Below are 20,853 nucleotides of genomic sequence, written 5' to 3'. Positions count from 1 at the left end.
GCCGCCGTATAATCGGTTTTTTAAAATTTATAACTTCGGATTACGCAAATGTTTACGCAATTATTATCTATTTTTATTATTATTGCTTCGGGCTACGGGGCGAAAAAATTTAAAGTCTTCGAGCAAAAAAACGCTTCCGTATTCATAAACTACGCGCTTTGTTTCGCTCTTCCGGCGCTGATTTTCGACAAAATTTACCACGTAAACATCGACACTACGCTTATCAACGTCATCGCCACGGGTTTTGCTTGTTCGATGATGGGCGCTGCGGCGATATTTCTCGCGTGCAAATTTTTAAAATTTAACAAAGCCACGACCGTGAGCGCCGTGCTGCTTGGGATGTTTGGAAATACCATATTTATGGGCATGCCTATCATCAAGGGTTTTTTTGGCGAGGGCGCGATGAACGAAGTTATCTTTTACGATCAGCTAGCCACCTCGATCCCTATTAGTATTTTTGGGCCTTTTGTGTTAGCTTTTGGCGCTCCGGCAAAGGTTTCGATCGTGCAAAACGTCATGAAAGTGATCAAATTTCCGCCGTTTGTCGCGCTTATTTTAGGCTTTTTGCTTCGCGGCGTTCCGCTTCCAAGCGTGCTATTTGACGCGCTTACTCTTTTTGCTCAGAGCGTCGTTCCAGTCGCGCTTTTTGCGATCGGCATCGGGCTTGGTTTTCGCAGTATCAAAAGCTGCTATAAATCAACCGCAGTCGTTATCATCGGCAAGATGCTAGTAGCGCCTTTTTTGTTTATACTTATTACCATCATCTTTGGCGTAGAGTTTGGACAAACATGGATGATTGGTATCCTGCAGTGTGCCATGCCGCCGATGGTGCTAGCAAGCGCGATGATCATGAAAGCAGAGCTTGATAGCCAGCTGGCAGTCGCCGCCGTGGCCGTAGGAGTGGCGTTTAGCTTCGTTAGTCTGCCGCTTTTATCGTATGTATTTAGCCTGATGGCGTAAATTTCACGCTCGTTTCACATTTCTTAGCTAAACTTCCATCATAAATTTTCCTAAAGGAGATGCTATGAAAAAGTTAGCTTTAGTTGCGCTTAGCGCGTTGTTTGTTACAGGTTCTATCTTTGCTGCCGAGATGAAAGGCGATATGATGGAGAAAAAAAATACCATGATGGAGAAAAAAGATACCATGATGGGAAAGAAGGACGCCATGATGGAGAAAAAAGACGATATGATGATAAAAAAGGACGAAATGAAGGGCGACATGAAAGAGATGAAAGACGATATGGGTAAAAAGGAAGACGACATGAAAGATATGAAAAAGGATAAGATGTAATGACGCAAATTTTGCTCGTAGAGGACGATGAGACGCTAAGCGAACTCATCAGCGAGTATCTGAGCGAACAAGGCTACGACGTGACCGTTCGAGCCGATGCTAAAGCAGCTCTAGATACCGCCTACGAGCGAAATTTTGATATCCTCATCCTCGACGTCAAGCTGCCTAAGGGCGACGGTTTCTCCCTTTTGCGCGAACTTAGGCGGCTTGGCGACGACACGCCTGCGATCTTTACCACCTCGCTAAACGCGCTACAAGACCTAGAGATCGGCTACAAAAGCGGCTGCGACGACTACCTTAAAAAGCCGTACGAGCTAAAAGAGCTTTTGCTTCGTATTCAAATTTTACTCAAACGAAAATTTTCTCACGTTAACGACGAATTTATCGAGCTTGGCGGCGGATATAAATTTTATCCAAGCTCCAAAACTCTCAGGCAAAACGGGCAAATCGTAAACCTCTCAAACAAAGAAAGCGAGCTTTTGGCGCTATTTTTGGAGAATAAAAACACGCTGCTGAGCAAGGAGACGATATTTGATAAAATTTGGAACTACGGCGAGGAGCCCAGCGAACTGAGCCTGCGGGTTTACGTTAAAAATTTACGCCGAATTTTAGGCAAGGACGCGATCATAAATAGGCGCGGCGACGGCTATATCTATGTCTGAGCGCTCCGCCGTTATAGCCAAAATCCTCTCGCTTTATCTCATCACTAGCGCCCTATTTTTGGGATATTTTTTCACGAACGACTATAAGATGAAAAAAGAAGCCCTCATCTCAAACGAGGTCAAAAACCTAAAAGAGATCAAGATGGGTATCTATATGAAAGCGCGTATGGACGGGCTTGGCGCGGTAAAAAACTTCACCGCCGAAAAAGACGTCAAAGCCTGCATCGTAGCTAAAAGCGGTCAAATTTTATACGGCGAGGCGGGCTGCGCTAAATTTGACGACGCACAGAGTGGTGCAGTCGTATCGGACGGCAAGGTGACAATATTTGAGGCGCTACAAAACATGGACGAAGGCGGCGCGGACGAGCTAGCCACGGCAAAAATCGCGCTAAGCGGCAAGGACGTCACGAGCGAGCTAAATTTGCTACGGCTGCGTACGGCGCTAAATTTGCTTATCGTTTTAGGCGTTATCATGATAATCGCCTTTTATCTAGCAAAGACCGCACTAGCGCCGCTACACGCCAAGATCGCCGCGCTAAATCGCTTTATAAAAGACTCTACTCACGAGATAAACGCGCCCCTTAGCGTCATACTTATGAGCATCGAAACGGCAGATAAAAGTAGCCTAAGCCAGAGAAATCTAAAGCGCCTAAACAACATCCAAACCGCCGCCAAAACGCTAAGCCACATCTACGAGGACCTCACGTATTTATCCTTTGGCGCCTCAAGCTCCGCACTAAAAGAGGAGCTAAATTTTAGAGATATTTTAAATGAGCGGCTCGAATTTTTTGCTCCGTTTTTTGCTAAACGGGGGCTTGATTTAAGGCTAAATTTAAAAGACGCTCTCATAAATGCAAATGGCTATGAGCTAAAACGTGCGGTGGATAACCTACTAAGCAACGCCGTAAAATACACAAACCAAGGCGGCTACGTCGCGGTTAGTTTGCAAGACGGCGAGCTAAAAATCTCAAATAGCGGCGAGGGGTTAAGCAAAGAGCAGCAAGATAAAATTTTCGAGCGATACACTCGGTTTAACGAAGACCAAGGTGGCTTTGGCATAGGGTTAAATTTGGTAAAAAGAGCCTGTGAAAACAACGCCATATCCGTAACCTGCGAAAGTGAGCCTGGTAAAGAAACAACCTTTACGCTTAGGTGGAAGTCTTAAATTTAGATTTTGCGTCATAAAAGCCACGGTGCTTTTCTCCAAACTGGCAAATTTGGCTCAAATCACAAACACTCTCAGTCAAATTTTGATTAGGATAGTTGTAGAATCGTCAAATTTGGCGGTAAAATCAAGAAAGTGTAAATAAATTTTACTCGTCTCCGATAAGCGAAAGGTTTCTGCAACCTATCTCATCGCCCATCTCACAGCCCATTTTGTAAAATTTTTTTGCCGTTTTAGAATCAGCGGTTTTTACGCCTAGCGAGAACTGATACATACCGCCCAGATTTGAGCAGCTTTGCGCGTGATTTAGCTCTAGGCACGACTTTTCGTATAGCTTACGCGCTGCGGCAAAATCGTGCTCCGTGCCGCGCCCGAGACGGTAGAAGTTAGCTGCATTATAGCAGCCGTATTTGTTACCGAGTTTGCAGGACTTTGCAAATATCGCCAAAATCTCGCTCTCCTCTTTGCTTTTTAGCTTTTGATGTAGCGAGCCTAGATTTGAGCAGGCGATACCCTCGTTATCGTCGCAGGCTTTTTGGTAGCAGAGCTTTGCGCGCTCGTAGTCTTTACTGTTTTCAAATTTTACGCCCATATCATTGCACTCTTTTGGGCTTTTGCCATCGCAGATGTTTTTTATTTCAGACTGCGTAACGGGCTTTGGCGGTGCGGGGGTCGCCTTTTTCGGCGCGGCGCAACCGCTAGCAAACGCCGCAACCAGCGCAAAAACGGCAATATGCGAGATAGCTTGAAAAAAAGCGCGTTTCAAAATTTAGCCTTAAGAAAATTTTGCCTTAATCTTACCTTACGCTCGCCAAAATAACGCTTAAAATAAACTTTAAAATCCTTGGTAGTAACCAAACGGAGCCAAATTTGTAACAAATTTATCGCTCGTTAAAAGGGCATTTCTAGCACGTTAAGACAAATTTACGCTTAATTTTATATCTAAATTTGGCGCCTATCGTCATTCGTAAATTTACAAATTTAATACCGACAAAAAGCGCCAAATTTATAGATCAGATTGCCGCGCTCGTAAATCAAGCCGCGCGGCAAAATCCAAAAATCACTTAGAAACTATACGTAAAGCCTAGATTAAACGTTCGCGGATCACCGTAAACCATCCTGTTGTTTCCGATACCCTCGAAGTATTTTTTGTTAAATACGTTATCGATGTTTAGCTGGATGTCAAAGTTTTTGCCTATCCTGTAGCCAAACATCAAATTTGCCAGCGTGTAGGCCTTTTGCGTAATTTCATTTGCGCCGCTACCGACGTAAATTTTACTTTTATACTGCACTCCGGCACCCGCTCTAAAGTCCGCTATAGAGTATTTGGCAAATAGATTTGCCGTAGTGCGCGAGCTTTCGGTGTCAAATTTCTTACCGTCTGCGTCCTTGGCGTTAAAGTGAGTAAGCCCAAGGCCGAGGCTTAAGTTTTGATTTATCTCGCCGTTTACGTCCACCTCAAAACCCTTACTCGTTACGCCTTTTTTAGCTTCGTACGCATCAGTCGTAGTGCCTGGGATCTTTTGTCCGGTTTTTGCGCCTAGCTTATCTTGTACGACCTTAAATACGCCAAAAGAGGCCGATAGCGCGCCGTCAAAATAATCTCCCTTTATGCCAAGCTCATAGTCTTTACCTTGGATTGGATCTAAGTATTTGTCGTTGATATCCTTTACGGTTTGGGGTTTAAAGATGCTTGTATAGCTAGCATAAAGCGTGTGGTTTTCGCCGATGTCGTACGTGATGCCTAGATACGGAGTGATTTCTTGCGTAAAGTTTCTATTGCCGTTGCCGCCTGTTATGCGGTACTTATAGTAGCTCATCCTAGCTCCTAGCAAAAACTTAAGCTCGTCCGTGATTGAGAATTTATTAGCCAAATATATGGCCTTTTGCACCGTTTTATCGGCGTTGTTTTGATCGGCGTAAGGTAGCTTCGGGTCGTCTAGGTGCAGGTTGTTAAAATCTATCCTAGTGCGCGCCGCATAGGCTAGGCCTGCCGGAGTCGTGCGGCTATTCCAGTAGCTACTGACGTTGTCGGAGCTTTTTTTATAGTTGTTGTACATAGCGCCGAAAACCGCCTCGTGAGGCAAGCTAAACGCCTCGTAGGGCAGGTTTACGTAGGCGTCTACGTTGTGGATATTTTCCTCACGCTTGTTTGCATAGACGCTAAGTCCGCTAACATCGCCCGTACCGTCTAAATTTACCTTGCCGCCGTAGTAAAGCAAATTAGTATCCGTATTTGCGCGGCGGAAAGAGTAGGATAGATTTAGGCTGGCTTCGTTTTCAAAATAGTGCTTAAAATCGGCATAAACGTCAAAAGTCTTGATATCCCACCTAGTCCAAGGCTGCGAAAAAATTTCGTTTTTGCTAAATTCGCGCCTAGCGTCGTTTTTGTAAAACGCGGGCATTCCTCCCCAGCGTATGCCGTGACGCTTTAGCTCCTGATAAAAAGCGCCTAGGCTCAGCCACGAGCTATCCATGATATCTGCATCAACAACGCCGTAGATAGCGGTGTTTTTACGGTTATAGTAGTCCATATACGAGCGAGACTTCTCGTGCATAAACGACGCTCTAGCTCGCACGTTACCATCGGCAGTTACGGGAGTCTGCACGTCGCCCGATACGCCGTATCTATCGTAAGAGCCCGCACTTAGTTTGAAATTTCCCGTCAATTCTTTTGAATTTGCTCTTTTTCGGATGAAATCTAAGCTAGCCGCTGGATTGCCTGCACCCGCTAGCAGGCCGTTTGCGCCCTTTACGACTTCGACGCGCTCATAGGGCAACATGCTCATATCGTTTGCGCCTAGGCTAAATCCGCCAAAGCTTGGCATCGAATCAAGCAAATAATAATCTATCTTAAAGCCTCTTGCCGTAGGATATACGCGCTCGTCCCACTTGTTAAGCGTGACGCCCGGGATATTTCGCAAAAGCACCTGATAGTCGTTGATGTTTTGATCCTTTAGTCTGGCCTCCGTTATGACGGTAAGTGACTGAGGCGTCTGACGCGAGGTGAGATCCAGTCTCGTGGTGCTTTTTACTAGCTCTTTTGCGTTGTATTTGACGTCGTCGCGCCTTTGTTCGCTAGTTACCTCGACGGCACGAAGCGTCTCTTTGCCCGCTGCGTTCTCGCCGTTTTGGGCGGCTAAAATTTGAACGGACGCTAGCAAATTTATCGCCGCAACCGAAAACAAAATTTTATTTTTCATCTTTTTCTCCTTTTAAAATTTGATCTTTTTATCCATAAATAAATGCCCGAAACGCTAAGCGCAAGCGGAGCTAGCCCGCACAAAAACCAGAAAAACTTAGTCGCGGCGTTATAATCGCCGTAGTGAGCGCGTCTAAACGTCGATAAAAACTTGTCCGTTTTGCTTGCTAGCTCTATATCTTTTACGTCGATTAAATTTGCGCTGTTTTTATTGTAAGAAACGGTGCTTGAGTACTGGCTATGAAGGAAACCTTGACTCGGTTTTTGCCCGTAAAGCGTGATATTTGCGCCATCATAAAACGGAAAACTAACGTAGTGCGTCCTAAATCCTGGCATATCCGAGGCTGCTTTTTGTACCAGGGCGTCGATTGAGATATTTTTGTCGTAAATTTGCCGGCTGATAACAAATTTGGAGTTGTCAAAGGGCGGCATAAACATAAACCTAACTTGAGCTGAACAGGAAATGAGAGCAGGCAGAAAGCTAAAGATACCAGGCGTCACAGGTCTTGAAAATATAGAAGTTAGCATAAAATCGGTATCACATAATCTAAGTGCCACGAACTATATAATAGATGCAGAGTTTGATGGGTGAGATTTATGATACAATATTGCATAAAAGGAGTCTCATGTATGAAATTAAAATTGATAGCAAGTGTGGATTGTGTAGAAATGAGAAAAAATTATGCAAAAGCCATATACATCCAAAATTTTTCTTTAACGCAGTTAAGGAAATATCGCCCACTAAAAAATTTAGAACATCAGATAATGTAAACACAAGAAGTCAAGATGGATTAAAGTTTTTATTTTTATGCTCTGAATGTGAGTCAAAATTTAGTAAATACGAACGAATTTTTAAAAATGATTTTTTTGATATAGTTAAAAATGAAGCAAAAACTAAGATAAATACAGACAATAAAGATTTTAAATACTTTATTCTATCTCTTTTGTGGAGAGTAGGCACGTTTGAGCTTTATCATAATCAAAATAAAATAGAAGATGAAAGTGAAAAATTTACTGATAATGAGATATCTAAAATAAAAGAAATTTTAGAAAAGTATAGAAAACTATTGTTAAGTGAAAATCATGACAATATTAAAGAAATAAAAATGTATTTTTTACCAACAAAAAAACTGGAGGTTGTGCAGGATATAAATAACATAATGATTGATGCAGGAAGAATACCAGATTTACTTGAAAAAAGATTTGTTGGTGGTAGCATAAGAACAATGGATCAAACAGATAGTTTTAAAGAGTGTTATATTTTATCTTTTGCCCTAAATTGTGTGTTTCTTATAAATATTTGGGGGAGTTGTGGGATTGACTATTTGTCAGGATATGAAATAGGTAAAGAGATAAATATTTCATCTGATAGCATGATAGTTTTAGATGATAATTTAACCAATCTAATTTGGTATTTTTTTACGACTGGATTTATTGAGCCAGATTCAAAAATAACGAAAGAGTCAAGACAAAAAATAATTGATGAAGTTAACGCAAAAAAGTATATAAAATCAAATAATTAGTTTAGACAAATTGTCTTTAAGGTATTTTAAAATACTTTAAAGACTATGCATATAAAACATATAATATTAATATACTTAGAGAGTATTGTGTGGTAAAAATTTATAAACTTATATTGAATTAAAGGTGTTTAAGTACTGTCTACAGGCATTTAAAATAAGGATAAAACATAGTGAGATTCCAATCACTCTCATTTGATGTGTGGATACAAATGCGTTTAATGTGGTCTCAAAGCAAAATCGGCTTTTTAGTTTAAACAAAATCAGCGCCCAACGGTAGAGCAAATGCCGAGCGCAAATTTGATGCAGGCTCAGCCTAAAGCAAGCTTAAATTTAAGCCCTAAATTTCCTCTCTTTTATAAATTTTACTCACGAATTTATCTATCTTATACACCGCGCCAAAGAGCGCAGGCACCACCAGCAGCGTTAGTAGCGTCGAGCTAATAAGCCCAGAAATGATCGAGATCGCCATCGGGGAGTTGCCCTCATATCCCGCGCCTCTGCTAAGAGCAAGCGGCAACATCGAAAATATCATCGCAAAAGTAGTCATCAGTATCGCTCGTAGCCTCTTAACGCCGGCTCGCACGATAGCTTCGTTTAGCGGCGCGCCCTCGTTTGCGTAGCGGTTGGCAAAATCCACAACTAAAATCGCGTTTTTGCCCACCATGCCAAAAAGCAAGATCGCGCCGACCATCACAAATAGGCTAAAGGAGTTACCGCTAAGGTACAACCCGACCGCCACGCCGCCAAACGCCAGCGGCATCGAGATCATGATGATGAGCGGCAGCACGAAGCTCTCGTAAAGCGCGGCCAGGATCATATAGATGAGCACGACGCTAAGGCTGATCGTAAATACAAAGGCCGCGTTCGTGTCGTTCATCATCTCGATAAAGCCCGTCATCACGTAATCAAAGCCCTCAGGCAAAATTTGACCGATATTTTCATCGATGCCCTTTTGCACGGCGCCTAGCGGGACGTTATCCACGTTTGCGACGATCCTGATCTGACGCTGTTTGTTAAAGCGGTTTATCACGGAAAAGGTCTTGCTCGTCTTAAACTCCGCCACCGCGCTTAGGCTTATACTCTCGCCGTGAGCGTTTTTGATCTTTAGTTTTTGCAGCGCCTGCGCGTCCTTGCGGTACTCGTCGTCAAACCTCAGTATCATATCGTACTGCGCGTCGCCGTTATCAAAGCTACCAAGCCTATTTTGCCCAAAGGACGCGTATATCACCTGCGCCACCGCGCTAGGATCGACGTTTAGGCGCTTGGCTTTGTCTTTATTTACGCTGATTTGTAGCTCGTTTATCTTATCCTCGTTATCGCTGCCCACGTCCGTCGTGCCCTCTATCGCGCGCACCATGGCGATGGCTTTTGGCAGGATTTCGTCTAGCTTTTCTAGGCTATCGCCAGTGATCGTTAGCTGCACAGGCTCGCTGTCGCTACCGGTATCGACGTATGGTATCTGCAGGACTTTGACGCTGAGGTCATCAAATTTAAGCTTTTTTCTATACTCGTCCATTATCTGCGTTTGGCGCTCTTTTCGCGACTCAAAGCCCTTTAATCGGACGTAAATTTTAGCCTTGTACGCGTCCTTTGAGTCCGTGTAGCCAGCGATCATATACGAGTACTCGACGTGCGGATCGCTATCTACCTCGCGCACGACCTCGCTAGCTCTAGCGCTCATAGCTTCAACCGAGATGCCGGGGCTTGCTTTTAAAAATATCTCAAACTGCCCTTCGTCCTCGACGGGCAAAAAGTCCATGCCGACCTTGCCGGCTAGGCTCATACAAAGAGCCAGCACGCCTAAAGTGAGGATAACAAACGCGGTTTTAAACCTCAAAATAAGCTTCAAAAGCCGCTCGTAACCGCTCTCAAGCGCCTCAAAAAATGGCTCCGTCACGCGGTAAAATTTACTCTCGCCCTCGCTCAAAAACCTCGCCGCCAGGCTGGGTATCAGCATGATGCAAACCAAAAACGACACCACGATACCGCCGCTCACGCTCATACCAAAGGAGTTAAAATACTGCCCGACGATGCCCTCCATAAAGGCAATCGGCACAAACACGCAAAGCAGCACCGCACTAATGCTAAGCACGCTAAAGGCTATCTCGCGCACGCCCTCAAAGCTCGCTTTTAGCGGATTGCTCTCGCCCTCTTGCATCTTCTTGGAGATATTTTCCACGACCACGATCGCATCGTCGATAAATATACCGATACCAAGCGTGAGAGCCAGTAGCGTGAGGCGGTTTAGATCAAAGCCCAAAACGTCGATGATAAAAAACGTCCCCACGATACTAGCCGGGATCGCGAGCGCGGCGATGATAGTCGCGCTAAAGCTTCGCAAAAAGAAAAAGACGATGACGACCGTGAGCGCGACGCCCAGCATCATGTCAAATTTGACCTGATTTATGTGCTTTAGGATACTCTCACTCTTTTCATAAACTCGCTCTACTTCGTAGTTTGCGCCTAGTCTCGCCGCTAGATCGTCCGTTTTAGCTTTGAGCGCGTTTACCGTCTCGATCGTGTTTGCGCCGCTTACTTTTATAGCGTCAAGCAGCACTCCGCGCTTGCCGTTATACATCGCAACGGCGTCGGTGTCGTGATGAGATAGCTCTATGCGCGCGACGTCTTTTAAAAATACGTCCTTTTGCAGGCGAATTTCCTCTAGCTCGCGCACGCTTTTGGCGTCAAATTCGCTCTTTAAAAATATCTCGAACTCGCTATTTTCCAGCTTGCCAAGCGGCGCTTTTAAATTTTGCGATTTGATTATATTTATGACCGAGGCCGCGGTTAGAGCGTATTTATCGAGTTTAAACGGATCAAGGTAAATTTTGATCTCAGGCTCCAAAAAGCCCTTGTCATCGACCTTGCCAACGCCTTTTACGCGCTGCAAAAACGGCTTTGCCTCGTCTTTTACCGCCTGCATGAGCGCGGTTAAATTTTCGTCCTTTCGGCTAACGAAAAAGCTCGCCACCTTGCCACTGTCGCTGCTAATTTTCTCTATCTCGGGCTGGGCGTCGAGCTTTGCCTTTGCAACCTTGTCGCGCACGTCGTTCGCGGCGACGTCGATGTTTTTCTTGAGATTAAACTCAACCATGACGATGCTGAGGTTGTTAAATGTATAGGATCTAATCTTTTTGATACCGTCTATCGTCGAGACCTCGTCCTCGATCTTTTTGGTGACCCTACTCTCGATGAGGCTCATATCGCCCGGCGCATAGGTCGTGATCTTAACCAGCGGGATGACGACCTCGGGAAAGAGATTTACCGGCATCCTAAAAAGCGACATCGCGCCGAAAAATACGAGCGCGACAAAAAACATCAGCGTCGTAATCGGGCGATTTATGGCTAGTTTATACATTTTGCGCCTTCGCCAAAACTGCCTTTTGCGTCAAATTTACCCGGCCGCCCTGCCCTGCATAAAGCGTTTGGCGATTAGCGGCGAGCAAAATTTGCGCCGAGTTAAATACGGCGTTTAAATTTGGGTCGCCTTTTTTATGCGATAAATTTGACTCGCTCGTTAAATTTGCATTTTTTGCGGTGGAGTCAAATTTAACGCGCGCCGAATTTGAGCTCAAATTTACCTTGTCTTTCGTTTGCAGCGTCAAATTTAAAAACCAAGCCATGCCGAAGCTAGCTTTTTTATCGTCAAACTTCGCGCCGCTAGCGGCATGCCCGCCGTTTTTAAAGCCGTCAAATTTAAGCCCAGACGTTTTATTTGCGTCCTCTTTTTTAGGCTCGGCATCCGTTTCAACCTGCGAATCTGAGACGATATATCCCTCGCCAAAAAGCCCCGGCGTCAAATTTCGCGCCCGTACTTCGGCGTAAATTTTGCCGTTTTTCGTGTCGATAGTCGGATAGATGAGGCTGATCTCGCCGCGTCTTTCCTTATTTTCACCGTCTAATTTATAGATAAATTCGCTGCCGATTTTCACGCGGTCTTTAAATTTTTCATCAAAGCTAAGTTTGAGCTTCACGTCCGGATACGAAAAAATCAACATCAGCTTTTGCGCTACGCCGCCAACACCCTCGCCGACCTCGATGCTCTTGCCTGAGATCGTCCCGTCAAAAGGTGCTAGTAGTCGCGTGTCTTCTAGCCGCTTTTGCGCCAAATTTAGCGCCAGATGCGCCCTGTTTTCAGCTAGCGCGGCGTTTTTAAAATCAAATTCCGCATTTTCAAAAGCCTGCTTCGAGCTCACGCTTTGAACGAGCTTAAATTTATCCAGCACACTTTTTGCGTGGGCTTTTGCCGTCTGCGCGCTCTCTAGGTCGTTTTGAGCGAGCTTTACGGCTAGCTTTTCGCTCTCGTTTTCAAGCTCGAGTAGCACGTCGCCGCGCTTTACCGCAGAGCCTATTTCTACGTTTACGGCCTTTACGATACCGACGGCTTTTAGCGCGAGCTGCGCGTCTTTTGCGGGCGCGACGTCAAAGCTCGCGTAAATTTTATCCTGCGCGCAAAGCGCAACCGCCGCGCTCAGTAAAAAAAGTAAAATTTTATTCATTTGCGCTCCGTTTTTTCGATATTTTCGGCGATCTTGCCGCCGCGCTCGTATAGATACTCCGCCTTTTTGATCTCAAATTTACTCTTGCTTAGCTCCAGCGCGCTACCTGCGCTAAAGCTCTGCGCGGTCGCGTTTAAAAACTCGACGTATCCGAGCAGCCCCGCCTCGTACTTTTTGCTAACGGCATTTAGCGAGGTTTGCGCCGAGTTTAGCGCACTTTCGCCCGCGGCTATCTTTTGCTCTAGCGTCTTTAGGTCGTTTTTGATATTCGTCAAATTTAGCTCGTTTTGCAAGCGCTTTTGATCTAAATTTAGCTTCGCTTGCAGCGCGCTTATGCGCTTTATTTCGCGCTGCTTTTTGTTCGCGCCAAAATCAAACGCCTTCCAGCTAAAGCCCAAAATCAGCTCGTTGGTATTTAAATTTGGCTTAAAAAAGTCGTCGAAATACGGCTCCAGCGCGCTTCTATACTGTGCTGGCAGCAAATTTCTATCGTAATGAGTGCGCATAAAGGTGTAGGTGTTTTTGATGAAAATTTGCGGGTTCGTCTCGGATGCGGTTATCTTTTCGTCCTCCAAAGCCGCGGCAAAATTTAGACTAAGCGCCTCAAGCTCTGGCTTTGCGCTTTTTTGCGGCGCGGAGTTTTCATCGTCCGTAAAAGCGATCCTAGAGCCCGCCACAGGCTTTATATCTCTGCCCGTTAGCGCGTAAATTTGATTTTTTATCTCGTTTTGATTTTGCGTGATTTCGAGGCGTTCGGCGAGCGCCATGGCGTATCTAGCGTTTATCGCTTCATATTCGCTCTCGTCGCTAAGTCCCGCGCGGTAGTATTTTTCCAGCCTATTTAGCGCATTTTTTAGGTAGTTTATCTCGCCTTCTTTTGCGGTCGCGAGCTCGCCCAGCGACAAAAAACTAAAATAAAGCTTGGTCGCGTTAAACGCGAGCAGGTTTTGATAATCCTCGTTCTTTAAAATTCCAGCCGCGCTAAGATGCGAAAGCGAGCTTAGCAGCGCTTCGCGCTTACCGCCGTCATAAACTGCAAGCTCCAAAATCGCCCTTGCCGTGGCGGCTCTTTGTGGGCGCAGGACGTTTATGTCGCCGCTTAAAAAGCTGTATCCGCCATCGATCGTAAGACTTGGCATATATGCACTTTTTACAGCCTCTTTTTGCAGCTGCGCTTTTTGCGGTTCGTAGTTTGAGATTTGAGCTAAATTTGAGCTCTGCGCAGCCAAAATCAGCTCGGGCAAATTTCCGTCAAATTTAATCTCCGAACCACCTAAAACAACGCAAAAACTCAAAAATATATAAATTTTTTTCATCTGAAGCCTTCCCCTATTAGCTCTGGGCGGCGCGGGCTAAATTTGAGCTGATTTGCGCCGTCTGAAGTCTGGCGCCGTAGGTAAAACAAAATGAAAATTTAAGCGGCGCGCGGAGCTTTTTTAAGATTATAGCGACAAAAAACCTAATGAAAGCTTTTAACGAGGTTCATGACGAGCAAATTCCACCCGTCGACGAGTACGAAAATAAGTAGCTTAAAAGGCAGTGAAATCATCGTCGGCGGCAGCATCATCATACCCATCGCCATGAGCACGGAGCTAACGACCATATCGATGACCAAAAACGGCAGATAGAGCAAAAACGCGATCTCAAACGCCGTTTTCATCTCGCTGATCATAAACGCGCTCATCACGACCGTGAGCGGGATATCATCGAAGCTTTGCGGGTTTGGCATATTTCTGATACGTAAAAACAGCGCCAGATCCTTTTCGCGCGTATTTTTTATCATAAACTCGCGAAACGGCTTTACGCCGCGCTCAAAGGCCTCTTGATGGCCGATTTGCTCGCTTAGATACGGCTGCACGCCCGCTTCATAGGCTTGCTTGCCCACAGGCTCCATGATAAAAAACGTAAGCACCATCGCAAGGCTAATAAGCACCGTAGATGGCGGCATCTGCTGCGTACCCATCGCCTGGCGCAAAAACGAAAAGACGATAATGAGCCGTAAAAAGCTCGTCATCATAAAAACTAGCGATGGCGCGAGCGTGAGGACGGTTAGGACTAGTAGGACGTTTAGCGAGCTAACTAGCTGCGTTGGCGTAGTGGGCGCGCTTAGGCTGAGATTTACGGTCGGGATCGTTACATTATCCTCGCCGATCGCGACCGCCGCAAATATAAAAAACAGCAAAAACGTCAGTTTTTTCAAATTTACTCCTGCGCGTCCAGTATGCTTTTTTGCGTTTTGGCTTTGTCGTCTAAATTTAACGAAACAAAGTGAATCTCAACCCTGCGGTTTTTCTCCCTGCCTTGCTCGGTGAAATTCGTTGCAAACGGCTCAAATTCAGCCTTTGCGGATGCGGTTAGTTTTTTAGGATCGACGCCATCTTTGATGAGCTCGCTAACTACGCTGATAGCTCTAGCCGACGATAGCTGCCAGTTGTCTTTAAACTCAGCAGACGCCGGCTGCTCGCTGTCGGTATGTCCGATCACATTTGCTACGACGTCTGGCGGCAGCTTTGCTATCACCATCGCGATACGTTTTAAAAACAGCAGCGCGTCGTCGTTTTGCAGCTGGGCGCTATCTTTTGCAAAGAGTAAATTTGCAGGTAGCCTGATCACAAAGCCGCTCTCGCTCTCCTCAAAGGTAACCTCGGGCGAGCCGCTAGCGTGCAAAAGCTCGTTGATAGAGCGCAGGGTTTGCTCGAAATTTGACTTTACACCCGTGCGCTCTTTGTTTGAGGTGGCGTGGTCGTCTTGGTTTTGTTCGGCGCTGACGTCGGGTTTTGCGCCGCCCTCAAGCACACCCAAAGCCCCGCTTAGCGAGCCGATCGCGGCCTCTAGCTTCTTTGCGTCCATCGTACTCATAGAAAGAAGCAGTACGAAAAAGCAAAGCAACAGCGACATTAAGTCGCCAAACGCCGCGAGCCACTCGGGTAAGCATTTGGGGCAGTCGCCCGGATCGATTAATTTTTTAGCCATTTTTACTACTTATCAAACTGACTGACGCGGTCTTTAGGCGGTAAAAACGATAGCAACTTCATCTCGAGCGTCCTAGGGTTGTCGCCCGCCTGGATCGCCATTATGCCCTCTAGCATCAGCACCTTTGCCGTACCTTCGTCCTTATCGCGGATACTTAGGATGTTTGCCACGGGCGAGCCAAGGATGTTTCCTATCATCGCGCCGTAAAGCGTCGTGATGAGTGCGACCGCCATCGACGGACCGATAGCCGAAGGATCGGACATGTTCATGAGCATCGCAACCAGGCCGATGAGCGTACCGATCATACCCATCGAGCCCGCAAAACCCGCGATTTGCTCGAAAATTTTGATATTATCGCCGTGTCTAGAGCTAGCCTGCTCCATATCTATCTCAAGCAGCGTTCTAATGGCGTCTGGTTCGTTGCCGTCAACCGCCATAGATAAGCCTTTTTTTAGAAACGGGTCGGTTTCGTTATTTGCATCGCTCTCAAGAGCCAGGATGCCGTCGCGGCGAGCTTTCGTGGAGTACTCGACCATTTTTTTTACGATTTCTGGGAGATTGTAGGTTTTTGGTTTTACCGCGATGCCGTAAAACGTGCCTAGCTTTTTTATCTGCTCCATCTTAAAGCCGATCATTAGCGCGCAAATCGTACCGCCAAAAACGATCAAAACAGAGGGAATATCGATGTAAGCTCCGATTCCGACGCCCATCTGCATGGAACCTAGCAAAAGCACCATAATAACTATCCAACCGACGAGGCTACCTAAATCCATCTTGCAACTTTCTATTTAAAAATTTTAGTTTGTATTTTAGTTTTTTTTAGTTGAAAAAACAGTTAAACTTAGATTAGCTTTTTGCAAAAGGCGTTCCAAATCGATGTAAAATTTTTTAAATTTTGCGTTTTTGGTCATATTTCGTTTTTTTGGCACTTTTCTTGATCAAATTTGAATGCTAATTTTTTCTAAAAATTTGATTTAAAAAGCGAAGCGAAATTTTAAACAAAAACAAAAGGTAGCGTCTTGCGGCGAGCGTAAATTTCGGCAAATTTATAGCTCGCGCGCGTAAAGGGCAAATTTAACTAGGCCTTTTTCGGCTTAAACGCCCTTTTTGCCGTCATATAAAAGCCGCTAAAGATAAATAGCGCCATCAAAAGCGAAACGACCGACCACAAAATTTTACCCGAAAGCCCGAAAAAATACCCCGTATGTAGCTGATAGTTCGTACTTTTTACCATGCCAACGGTTATGCCATCGGTCTGCTTTTGCTCAGCCATCTTGCCTTCTTTTACGTTCACGGTCGCCATTTTCGGACGAGCGGTGTTTGGCTCGTCAGGTTCGTAGTATCTGACGTTTATCTTATCTCCAGCCGCGAGCATTAGGCTAAATTCTTTATACTCTATGCCGCTTGATTTAAATATCTCATAAGCTTTCTGCACATCGCTAAATTTATACTCGGCGTTCTTTTTGCCCTCTGCTTTTGCGGGCGCTCCGTCTTTTTGCGCGGTCTCTTTTGGTAAATTTTGCTCGCTAACGAAAAGCTCCATCACCGCGCCGTTATACCAGCGGTACGACCACATGAGCCCCGTTAGACAGATGACGAGATAAATCACCGCGCTTAAGGCGCCTAAACTCGTGTGCAGGTTGTGAAAAAGGGCGTATTTTTTGAGTTTAAAATTCGGCTTTATCGCCTCGGCAAATTTGCGTTTTATCCTTGGAAAATGTAGCCAAACGCCGCTTATCACGAGCACTATCATCGCGACCGTACTAGCGCCTACGATCTGCTTGCCTACTTCGCCTGCGGTTTTGTTACCCGTTAGCGCAAAGCCCAAATTTCGGTGCAGCGACATCGCTACGCGCACAAAGGCGACTCCGTAGTCCTTGCCGATGATCTGCGCAGTATATGGATCGACCAGATAGGCATCACTATTGTTCGCATAAATTTTGATCGCCTCGTTTTCGCTTTTAGGTAGCACGAGCCTTGCGGGTTGCTTAACGCCCGTTTGCTCGCTAAAGCTTTGCAAGATTTTCTCAACGCTTAGCATTTCGCCCATTTTTTCAACCTTGGCAGCGTTTAAATTTATGATCTCCTCAAGCTCATGTTGATACGATAAAATCGAGCCCGTAACGCCGATAACGAGTAGCGGAACGGCAAAAATAATCGATAAAATCAGGTGGAGGTTAAACAAAAACTGATTTCTTCTTAAGACCTTTTTTAAAAATGAAAGCAAGCCGCATCCTTTAAATTATGATTTTGATTATTTTTAAAACTCGTGATTATATTGATTAATGCTTAAGAATTTGTTAAGTCCAAAAAGCATTAATCCCGCATTTAGCAAATTTGAGATAAAATCGCTCAAATTTAAATAAGGAAAAAAGATGAGCGATATCGGCGTAGTGGTGCTTGCCGCGGGGCTTGGCACAAGGATGAAATCAACTAAACCAAAGGTGCTTTTCGAGCTTTGCGGAGAGCCGATGATTATCCATATTTTGCGCAAAGCTTATGAGATCAGTAGCGACGTGAGCGTGGTTTTGAGCTATCAAAAAGAGCTCGTCGAAGCCAAAATCAAAGAAATTTTCCCTCAAACTAAAATTTATGAGCAAAATTTAAAAGAGTTCCCTGGCACTGCGGGCGCGCTAAAAAACATCCCGCTAAATAGCGAAAAAACGCTGATTTTGTGCGGAGATATGCCGCTTATAAAAATCAACGACCTAATCCGCCTAAGCGCTGGCAATGCAGACATCTCGCTTAGCGTTTTTGAGGCGGCAGACCCGTACGGATACGGCCGCGTGATCGTAAATAACGGCAAAGTAGAAGCCATAGTCGAGCAAAAAGACGCAACCGAGACACAAAAAATGATAAAAAGCGCAAACGCCGGCTGCTACTGCTTTAAAAGCGAAGTTTTGCGCGAGATTTTACCACTCATCGGCAACGAAAACTCGCAGAAAGAATTCTATCTAACCGACGCGATAAAAATCGCAAACGAGCGCAGCCTAAAATGCTGGGCCATCAGCGTCGAAGAACAAAATTTCATGGGCATAAACGATAAATTTCAGCTCAGCATCGCCCAAAATTTGATGCAGGAGGAGATCAAGAAAAATTTGATGAAAAGCGGCGTGCTAATGCGGCTACCAAATAGCGTTTATATCGACTCTAGAGCCAAATTTGAAGGCGAGTGCATCATCGAAGAAAACGTAAGCATCATAGGAGATTGCCTCATCAAAAACTCCGTCATCAAAAGTGGCTCAGTCGTAGAAAACTCCGTCATCGAGGACTCGGACGTCGGCCCGCTCGCGCACATACGCCCAAAATGCGAGATCAAAAACACCCACATCGGAAACTTCGTCGAGCTAAAAGCCGCCAAGCTAAACGGCGTCAAAGCAGGCCACCTAAGCTATCTGGGTGACTGCGAGATAGGCAGTGGCACAAACGTAGGCTGCGGCACGATCACGTGCAACTACGACGGCAAAGCTAAGCACAAAACGATAATCGGCAAAAACGTCTTTATCGGCTCTGATACGCAACTAGTCGCTCCCGTAAAAGTCGGCGATGACGTACTAATCGCCGCGGGAAGCACCGTAACTAGCGACGTACCAAGCGGCGCACTAGCCATCAGCCGCACGAAACAGGTAAATAAAGAAGGCTTTTTCTATAAATTTTTTAACGAAACCAAAAGCGGCGACGAAAATGCTAAAAAATAAAAAAATTTTGCTCGCTGTTTGCGGCAGTATCGCATTTTATAAGGCTTATGAAATTTTATCCGCGCTAAAAAAAGAGGGCGCGGACGTGCGAGTAATGCTTAGCGAAGGAGCGCTTAAATTTTGCTCGGAAGCGGGCTTTGAGGCGCTGTGCGAGCATAAAATTTTAACCTCACGCACGGAAAACTGGCAGGACGGACTAAATCACATCGCCTACGCCAAAACCGATCTCATCTTGATCGCGCCTGCTAGCGTAAATACGATAAACAAGCTTGCTGGCGGCATCTGCGATAACGTCTTCATGCAGACTCTGATCGCTAGCCCGGCTCCTCTACTCATCGCGCCCGCAGCCAACGACAAAATGCTAAATCACTTCTCTACGCGCAAAAATTTCGAGTTTTTAGCGGCAAACGGCGCGAGATTTATCGAGCCTGTAGAAAAAACCCTAGCCTGCGGTGACACGGGCAAAGGCGCGCTGGCAGACGTTTCTACGATCATCCACGAAACCAAAAGGATGCTCGCTGAACCCAAATTTAAAGGGCAAAAAGTGATCGTAACGGGCGGCGCCACGAGCGAAAAGATCGACGACGTAAGAGCCGTGACGAATCTATCCAGCGGCAAGATGTCGCGAGCGCTTGCTGACGCATTTTACTACACGGGCGCGGACGTGACGCTGATAGCTAGCTTTGAGACGACAAACGCGCCCTATAAAACGCTCAAATTTCAAAGCTCGTCGGAGCTAAAAGAGCTGCTACGCGAAAATTTAGCGGACGCAAATTTGCTCGCGATGGCGGCTGCGGTTAGCGACTACGTTCCAAAAACCAAATTTGAAGGCAAGCTAAAAAAGCAAAATTTAGGCGAAATTTGGACGCTAGAGCTAGCGCAAAACGGCGATGTTTTGGGCTCTTTGGCAGATTTTAAAAACGTAAAGAAAATCGGCTTTAAAATGGAAACGGACGGCGCAAACGCCATGCGAAACGCAAAAAATATGCTTGAGAAAAAGAGCCTCGACGCCGTTTGCCTAAACGTGCTTGGCGGCGATATAAATTTTGGCTCTAATAGCACGCAAATCGCCTTTATAACGACCCGTGACGCGCAAAATATCGCGCTAACATCTAAAGATGACGCGGCGCGGCAAATCGTAAATTTAGCAAGCAAGCTATGATAAATCCCGTCTCACGAGTGCAAAAAATCGCAAGCGGCGGCGCGGGCACGGCTCTAAACGCGAGTCTGCCAATCAGCATCAAAGTCGCCGAAAAGACGGGCTACAATCGCTACAATCTCAAAATGGGCAACAAAATCCTGAGTACAAAAAGCATGAAAAGCCTCGACGTGGAGGGCGAATACTGGGGCGAGATCGCAAGCGGCACCGAAAATATCGTGATAAGAAATCTTTTTAAAAAGCCAAATTTAGCCTACGCCGCACCTGATGGGCTAGCGCTAATAGAAAGACTGATAAGCGAGCCCGATCTAAACTGGTTTTATGAATATATATTTAACGGTCTTAGTACGGCAGACTCGCGGGAATCGTTTGAAAATCTAGCTCAAATGATACTTGCGCTACAAAAAAATATCATTAATATTTCGTTTGTTTATAACGGCGTAAAAGGCGTTTTTCAGATGAAATTTGATGGCGCTAAAACGAGTCAAATTTACCTTGTTTTTTCAAATTTTGCTCCGATTATTTTTACGCTAAAAGGCGCTCAAATAATCAGCGCGCAAACGCCGTTTGACAAGGTTGCCAGGCTATTGCGAGACGAGTTTAGCTGCGAAACACAAACGACTCAAAACATCGCCGCTTTTTTTGATCCAAGTGGAAAAATAATTGATTTTAAGGGCTAAA

18 protein-coding genes are annotated in these 20,853 nt (G+C 45.5%); 8 read left to right on the top strand and 10 right to left on the bottom strand.

The window, feature by feature from the left end; genetic code table 11:
- Window positions 1–48: 48 nt before the first annotated feature.
- From Q0386_RS02135 to Q0386_RS02120, 4 genes are all read left to right on the top strand, one after another.
- Window positions 49–960, top strand: coding sequence for an AEC family transporter (locus Q0386_RS02135; protein ID WP_299026394.1), 912 nt, complete (start codon window positions 49–51; stop codon window positions 958–960).
- 64 nt (window positions 961–1,024) lie between these two features.
- Entirely contained in the window at window positions 1,025–1,291 is a 267-nt protein-coding gene (locus Q0386_RS02130) for a hypothetical protein (protein ID WP_299026392.1), read from the top strand.
- Entirely contained in the window at window positions 1,291–1,953 is a 663-nt protein-coding gene (locus Q0386_RS02125; protein ID WP_299026389.1) for a response regulator transcription factor, read from the top strand. The genes Q0386_RS02130 and Q0386_RS02125 overlap by 1 nt, the downstream gene beginning before the upstream one ends.
- Entirely contained in the window at window positions 1,946–3,118 is a 1,173-nt protein-coding gene (locus Q0386_RS02120) for a HAMP domain-containing sensor histidine kinase (RefSeq protein WP_299026386.1), read from the top strand. Before Q0386_RS02125 ends, Q0386_RS02120 begins: the two co-directional genes overlap by 8 nt.
- Window positions 3,119–3,266: 148 nt before the next feature.
- Here the strand turns inward: Q0386_RS02120 and Q0386_RS02115 are convergent, their stop codons facing one another.
- The 3 genes from Q0386_RS02115 to Q0386_RS02105 form a co-directional block, all read right to left on the bottom strand.
- Window positions 3,267–3,884 carry a tetratricopeptide repeat protein gene (locus tag Q0386_RS02115; RefSeq protein ID WP_299026383.1) on the bottom strand — a complete coding sequence of 206 codons (618 nt, stop codon included), beginning with the start codon at window positions 3,882–3,884 and terminating at the stop codon, window positions 3,267–3,269.
- A 298-nt stretch (window positions 3,885–4,182) separates the two neighbouring features.
- The gene (locus tag Q0386_RS02110) at window positions 4,183–6,321 is read right to left on the bottom strand and encodes a TonB-dependent siderophore receptor (RefSeq protein WP_299026380.1); all 2,139 of its coding nucleotides are present in this window, start codon (window positions 6,319–6,321) and stop codon (window positions 4,183–4,185) included.
- On the bottom strand, window positions 6,318–6,848 hold the full coding sequence (locus tag Q0386_RS02105) for a PepSY-associated TM helix domain-containing protein (RefSeq protein WP_299026376.1): 531 nt from the start codon (window positions 6,846–6,848) through the stop codon (window positions 6,318–6,320). Before Q0386_RS02105 ends, Q0386_RS02110 begins: the two co-directional genes overlap by 4 nt.
- 98 nt (window positions 6,849–6,946) lie before the next feature.
- Here Q0386_RS02105 and Q0386_RS02100 point away from each other — a divergent pair, with 98 nt between their 5' ends.
- A complete protein-coding gene (locus tag Q0386_RS02100; RefSeq protein WP_299026373.1) occupies window positions 6,947–7,843 on the top strand; it encodes a hypothetical protein in 897 nt (298 codons plus the stop codon).
- A gap of 337 nt (window positions 7,844–8,180) precedes the next feature.
- On the opposite strand, the gene Q0386_RS02095 is transcribed toward Q0386_RS02100, so the two are convergent.
- From Q0386_RS02095 to Q0386_RS02065, 7 genes are all read right to left on the bottom strand, one after another.
- On the bottom strand, window positions 8,181–11,201 hold the full coding sequence (locus tag Q0386_RS02095) for an efflux RND transporter permease subunit (RefSeq protein ID WP_299026370.1): 3,021 nt from the start codon (window positions 11,199–11,201) through the stop codon (window positions 8,181–8,183).
- On the bottom strand, window positions 11,194–12,342 hold the full coding sequence (locus tag Q0386_RS02090; protein WP_299026367.1) for an efflux RND transporter periplasmic adaptor subunit: 1,149 nt from the start codon (window positions 12,340–12,342) through the stop codon (window positions 11,194–11,196). Before Q0386_RS02090 ends, Q0386_RS02095 begins: the two co-directional genes overlap by 8 nt.
- A complete protein-coding gene (locus Q0386_RS02085) occupies window positions 12,339–13,658 on the bottom strand; it encodes a TolC family protein (protein ID WP_299026364.1) in 1,320 nt (439 codons plus the stop codon). The genes Q0386_RS02090 and Q0386_RS02085 overlap by 4 nt, the downstream gene beginning before the upstream one ends.
- A gap of 143 nt (window positions 13,659–13,801) precedes the next feature.
- Complete coding sequence (fliP, locus tag Q0386_RS02080; RefSeq protein WP_299026361.1) at window positions 13,802–14,542, bottom strand: flagellar type III secretion system pore protein FliP; 741 nt, start codon at window positions 14,540–14,542, stop codon at window positions 13,802–13,804.
- Between the two features lie 2 nt (window positions 14,543–14,544).
- Window positions 14,545–15,315, bottom strand: a complete 771-nt coding sequence (locus Q0386_RS02075; RefSeq protein ID WP_299026358.1) for a flagellar motor protein MotB — start codon at window positions 15,313–15,315, stop codon at window positions 14,545–14,547.
- A gap of 5 nt (window positions 15,316–15,320) precedes the next feature.
- Window positions 15,321–16,088 carry a motility protein A gene (locus Q0386_RS02070; RefSeq protein WP_002950161.1) on the bottom strand — a complete coding sequence of 256 codons (768 nt, stop codon included), beginning with the start codon at window positions 16,086–16,088 and terminating at the stop codon, window positions 15,321–15,323.
- Window positions 16,089–16,393: 305 nt separating this feature from the next.
- On the bottom strand, window positions 16,394–17,542 hold the full coding sequence (locus Q0386_RS02065; RefSeq protein WP_299026354.1) for a PepSY domain-containing protein: 1,149 nt from the start codon (window positions 17,540–17,542) through the stop codon (window positions 16,394–16,396).
- 148 nt (window positions 17,543–17,690) lie between these two features.
- Here Q0386_RS02065 and glmU point away from each other — a divergent pair, with 148 nt between their 5' ends.
- From glmU to Q0386_RS02050, 3 genes are read left to right on the top strand one after another with little or no spacing between them, the layout of a single operon-like run.
- A complete protein-coding gene (gene glmU, locus Q0386_RS02060; RefSeq protein WP_299026352.1) occupies window positions 17,691–19,013 on the top strand; it encodes a bifunctional UDP-N-acetylglucosamine diphosphorylase/glucosamine-1-phosphate N-acetyltransferase GlmU in 1,323 nt (440 codons plus the stop codon).
- A complete protein-coding gene (coaBC, locus tag Q0386_RS02055) occupies window positions 19,000–20,175 on the top strand; it encodes a bifunctional phosphopantothenoylcysteine decarboxylase/phosphopantothenate--cysteine ligase CoaBC (protein ID WP_299026349.1) in 1,176 nt (391 codons plus the stop codon). The genes glmU and coaBC overlap by 14 nt, the downstream gene beginning before the upstream one ends.
- Window positions 20,172–20,852, top strand: a complete 681-nt coding sequence (locus Q0386_RS02050; protein WP_299026346.1) for a hypothetical protein — start codon at window positions 20,172–20,174, stop codon at window positions 20,850–20,852. Before coaBC ends, Q0386_RS02050 begins: the two co-directional genes overlap by 4 nt.
- Window position 20,853: the final 1 nt, after the last annotated feature.

The organism is uncultured Campylobacter sp., from assembly GCF_938045625.1.
Lineage (GTDB): Bacteria > Campylobacterota > Campylobacteria > Campylobacterales > Campylobacteraceae > Campylobacter_A.
This window is presented reverse-complemented; position numbering and strand designations above follow the sequence as displayed.

Excerpts from the sequence above, each read along its gene's own strand:
- Q0386_RS02135 (WP_299026394.1), top strand. The coding sequence starts at position 49 with ATGTTTACGCAATTATTATCTATTTTTATTATTATTGCTTCGGGCTAC.
- Q0386_RS02130 (WP_299026392.1), top strand. The coding sequence starts at position 1,025 with ATGAAAAAGTTAGCTTTAGTTGCGCTTAGCGCGTTGTTTGTTACAGGT.
- Q0386_RS02125 (WP_299026389.1), top strand. The coding sequence starts at position 1,291 with ATGACGCAAATTTTGCTCGTAGAGGACGATGAGACGCTAAGCGAACTC.
- Q0386_RS02120 (WP_299026386.1), top strand. The coding sequence starts at position 1,946 with ATGTCTGAGCGCTCCGCCGTTATAGCCAAAATCCTCTCGCTTTATCTC.
- Q0386_RS02110 (WP_299026380.1), bottom strand. The coding sequence starts at position 6,321 with ATGAAAAATAAAATTTTGTTTTCGGTTGCGGCGATAAATTTGCTAGCG.
- Q0386_RS02105 (WP_299026376.1), bottom strand. The coding sequence starts at position 6,848 with ATGCTAACTTCTATATTTTCAAGACCTGTGACGCCTGGTATCTTTAGC.
- Q0386_RS02100 (WP_299026373.1), top strand. The coding sequence starts at position 6,947 with ATGTATGAAATTAAAATTGATAGCAAGTGTGGATTGTGTAGAAATGAG.
- Q0386_RS02095 (WP_299026370.1), bottom strand. The coding sequence starts at position 11,201 with ATGTATAAACTAGCCATAAATCGCCCGATTACGACGCTGATGTTTTTT.
- Q0386_RS02090 (WP_299026367.1), bottom strand. The coding sequence starts at position 12,342 with ATGAATAAAATTTTACTTTTTTTACTGAGCGCGGCGGTTGCGCTTTGC.
- Q0386_RS02085 (WP_299026364.1), bottom strand. The coding sequence starts at position 13,658 with ATGAAAAAAATTTATATATTTTTGAGTTTTTGCGTTGTTTTAGGTGGT.
- Q0386_RS02075 (WP_299026358.1), bottom strand. The coding sequence starts at position 15,315 with ATGGCTAAAAAATTAATCGATCCGGGCGACTGCCCCAAATGCTTACCC.
- Q0386_RS02070 (WP_002950161.1), bottom strand. The coding sequence starts at position 16,088 with ATGGATTTAGGTAGCCTCGTCGGTTGGATAGTTATTATGGTGCTTTTG.
- glmU (WP_299026352.1), top strand. The coding sequence starts at position 17,691 with ATGAGCGATATCGGCGTAGTGGTGCTTGCCGCGGGGCTTGGCACAAGG.
- coaBC (WP_299026349.1), top strand. The coding sequence starts at position 19,000 with ATGCTAAAAAATAAAAAAATTTTGCTCGCTGTTTGCGGCAGTATCGCA.
- Q0386_RS02050 (WP_299026346.1), top strand. The coding sequence starts at position 20,172 with ATGATAAATCCCGTCTCACGAGTGCAAAAAATCGCAAGCGGCGGCGCG.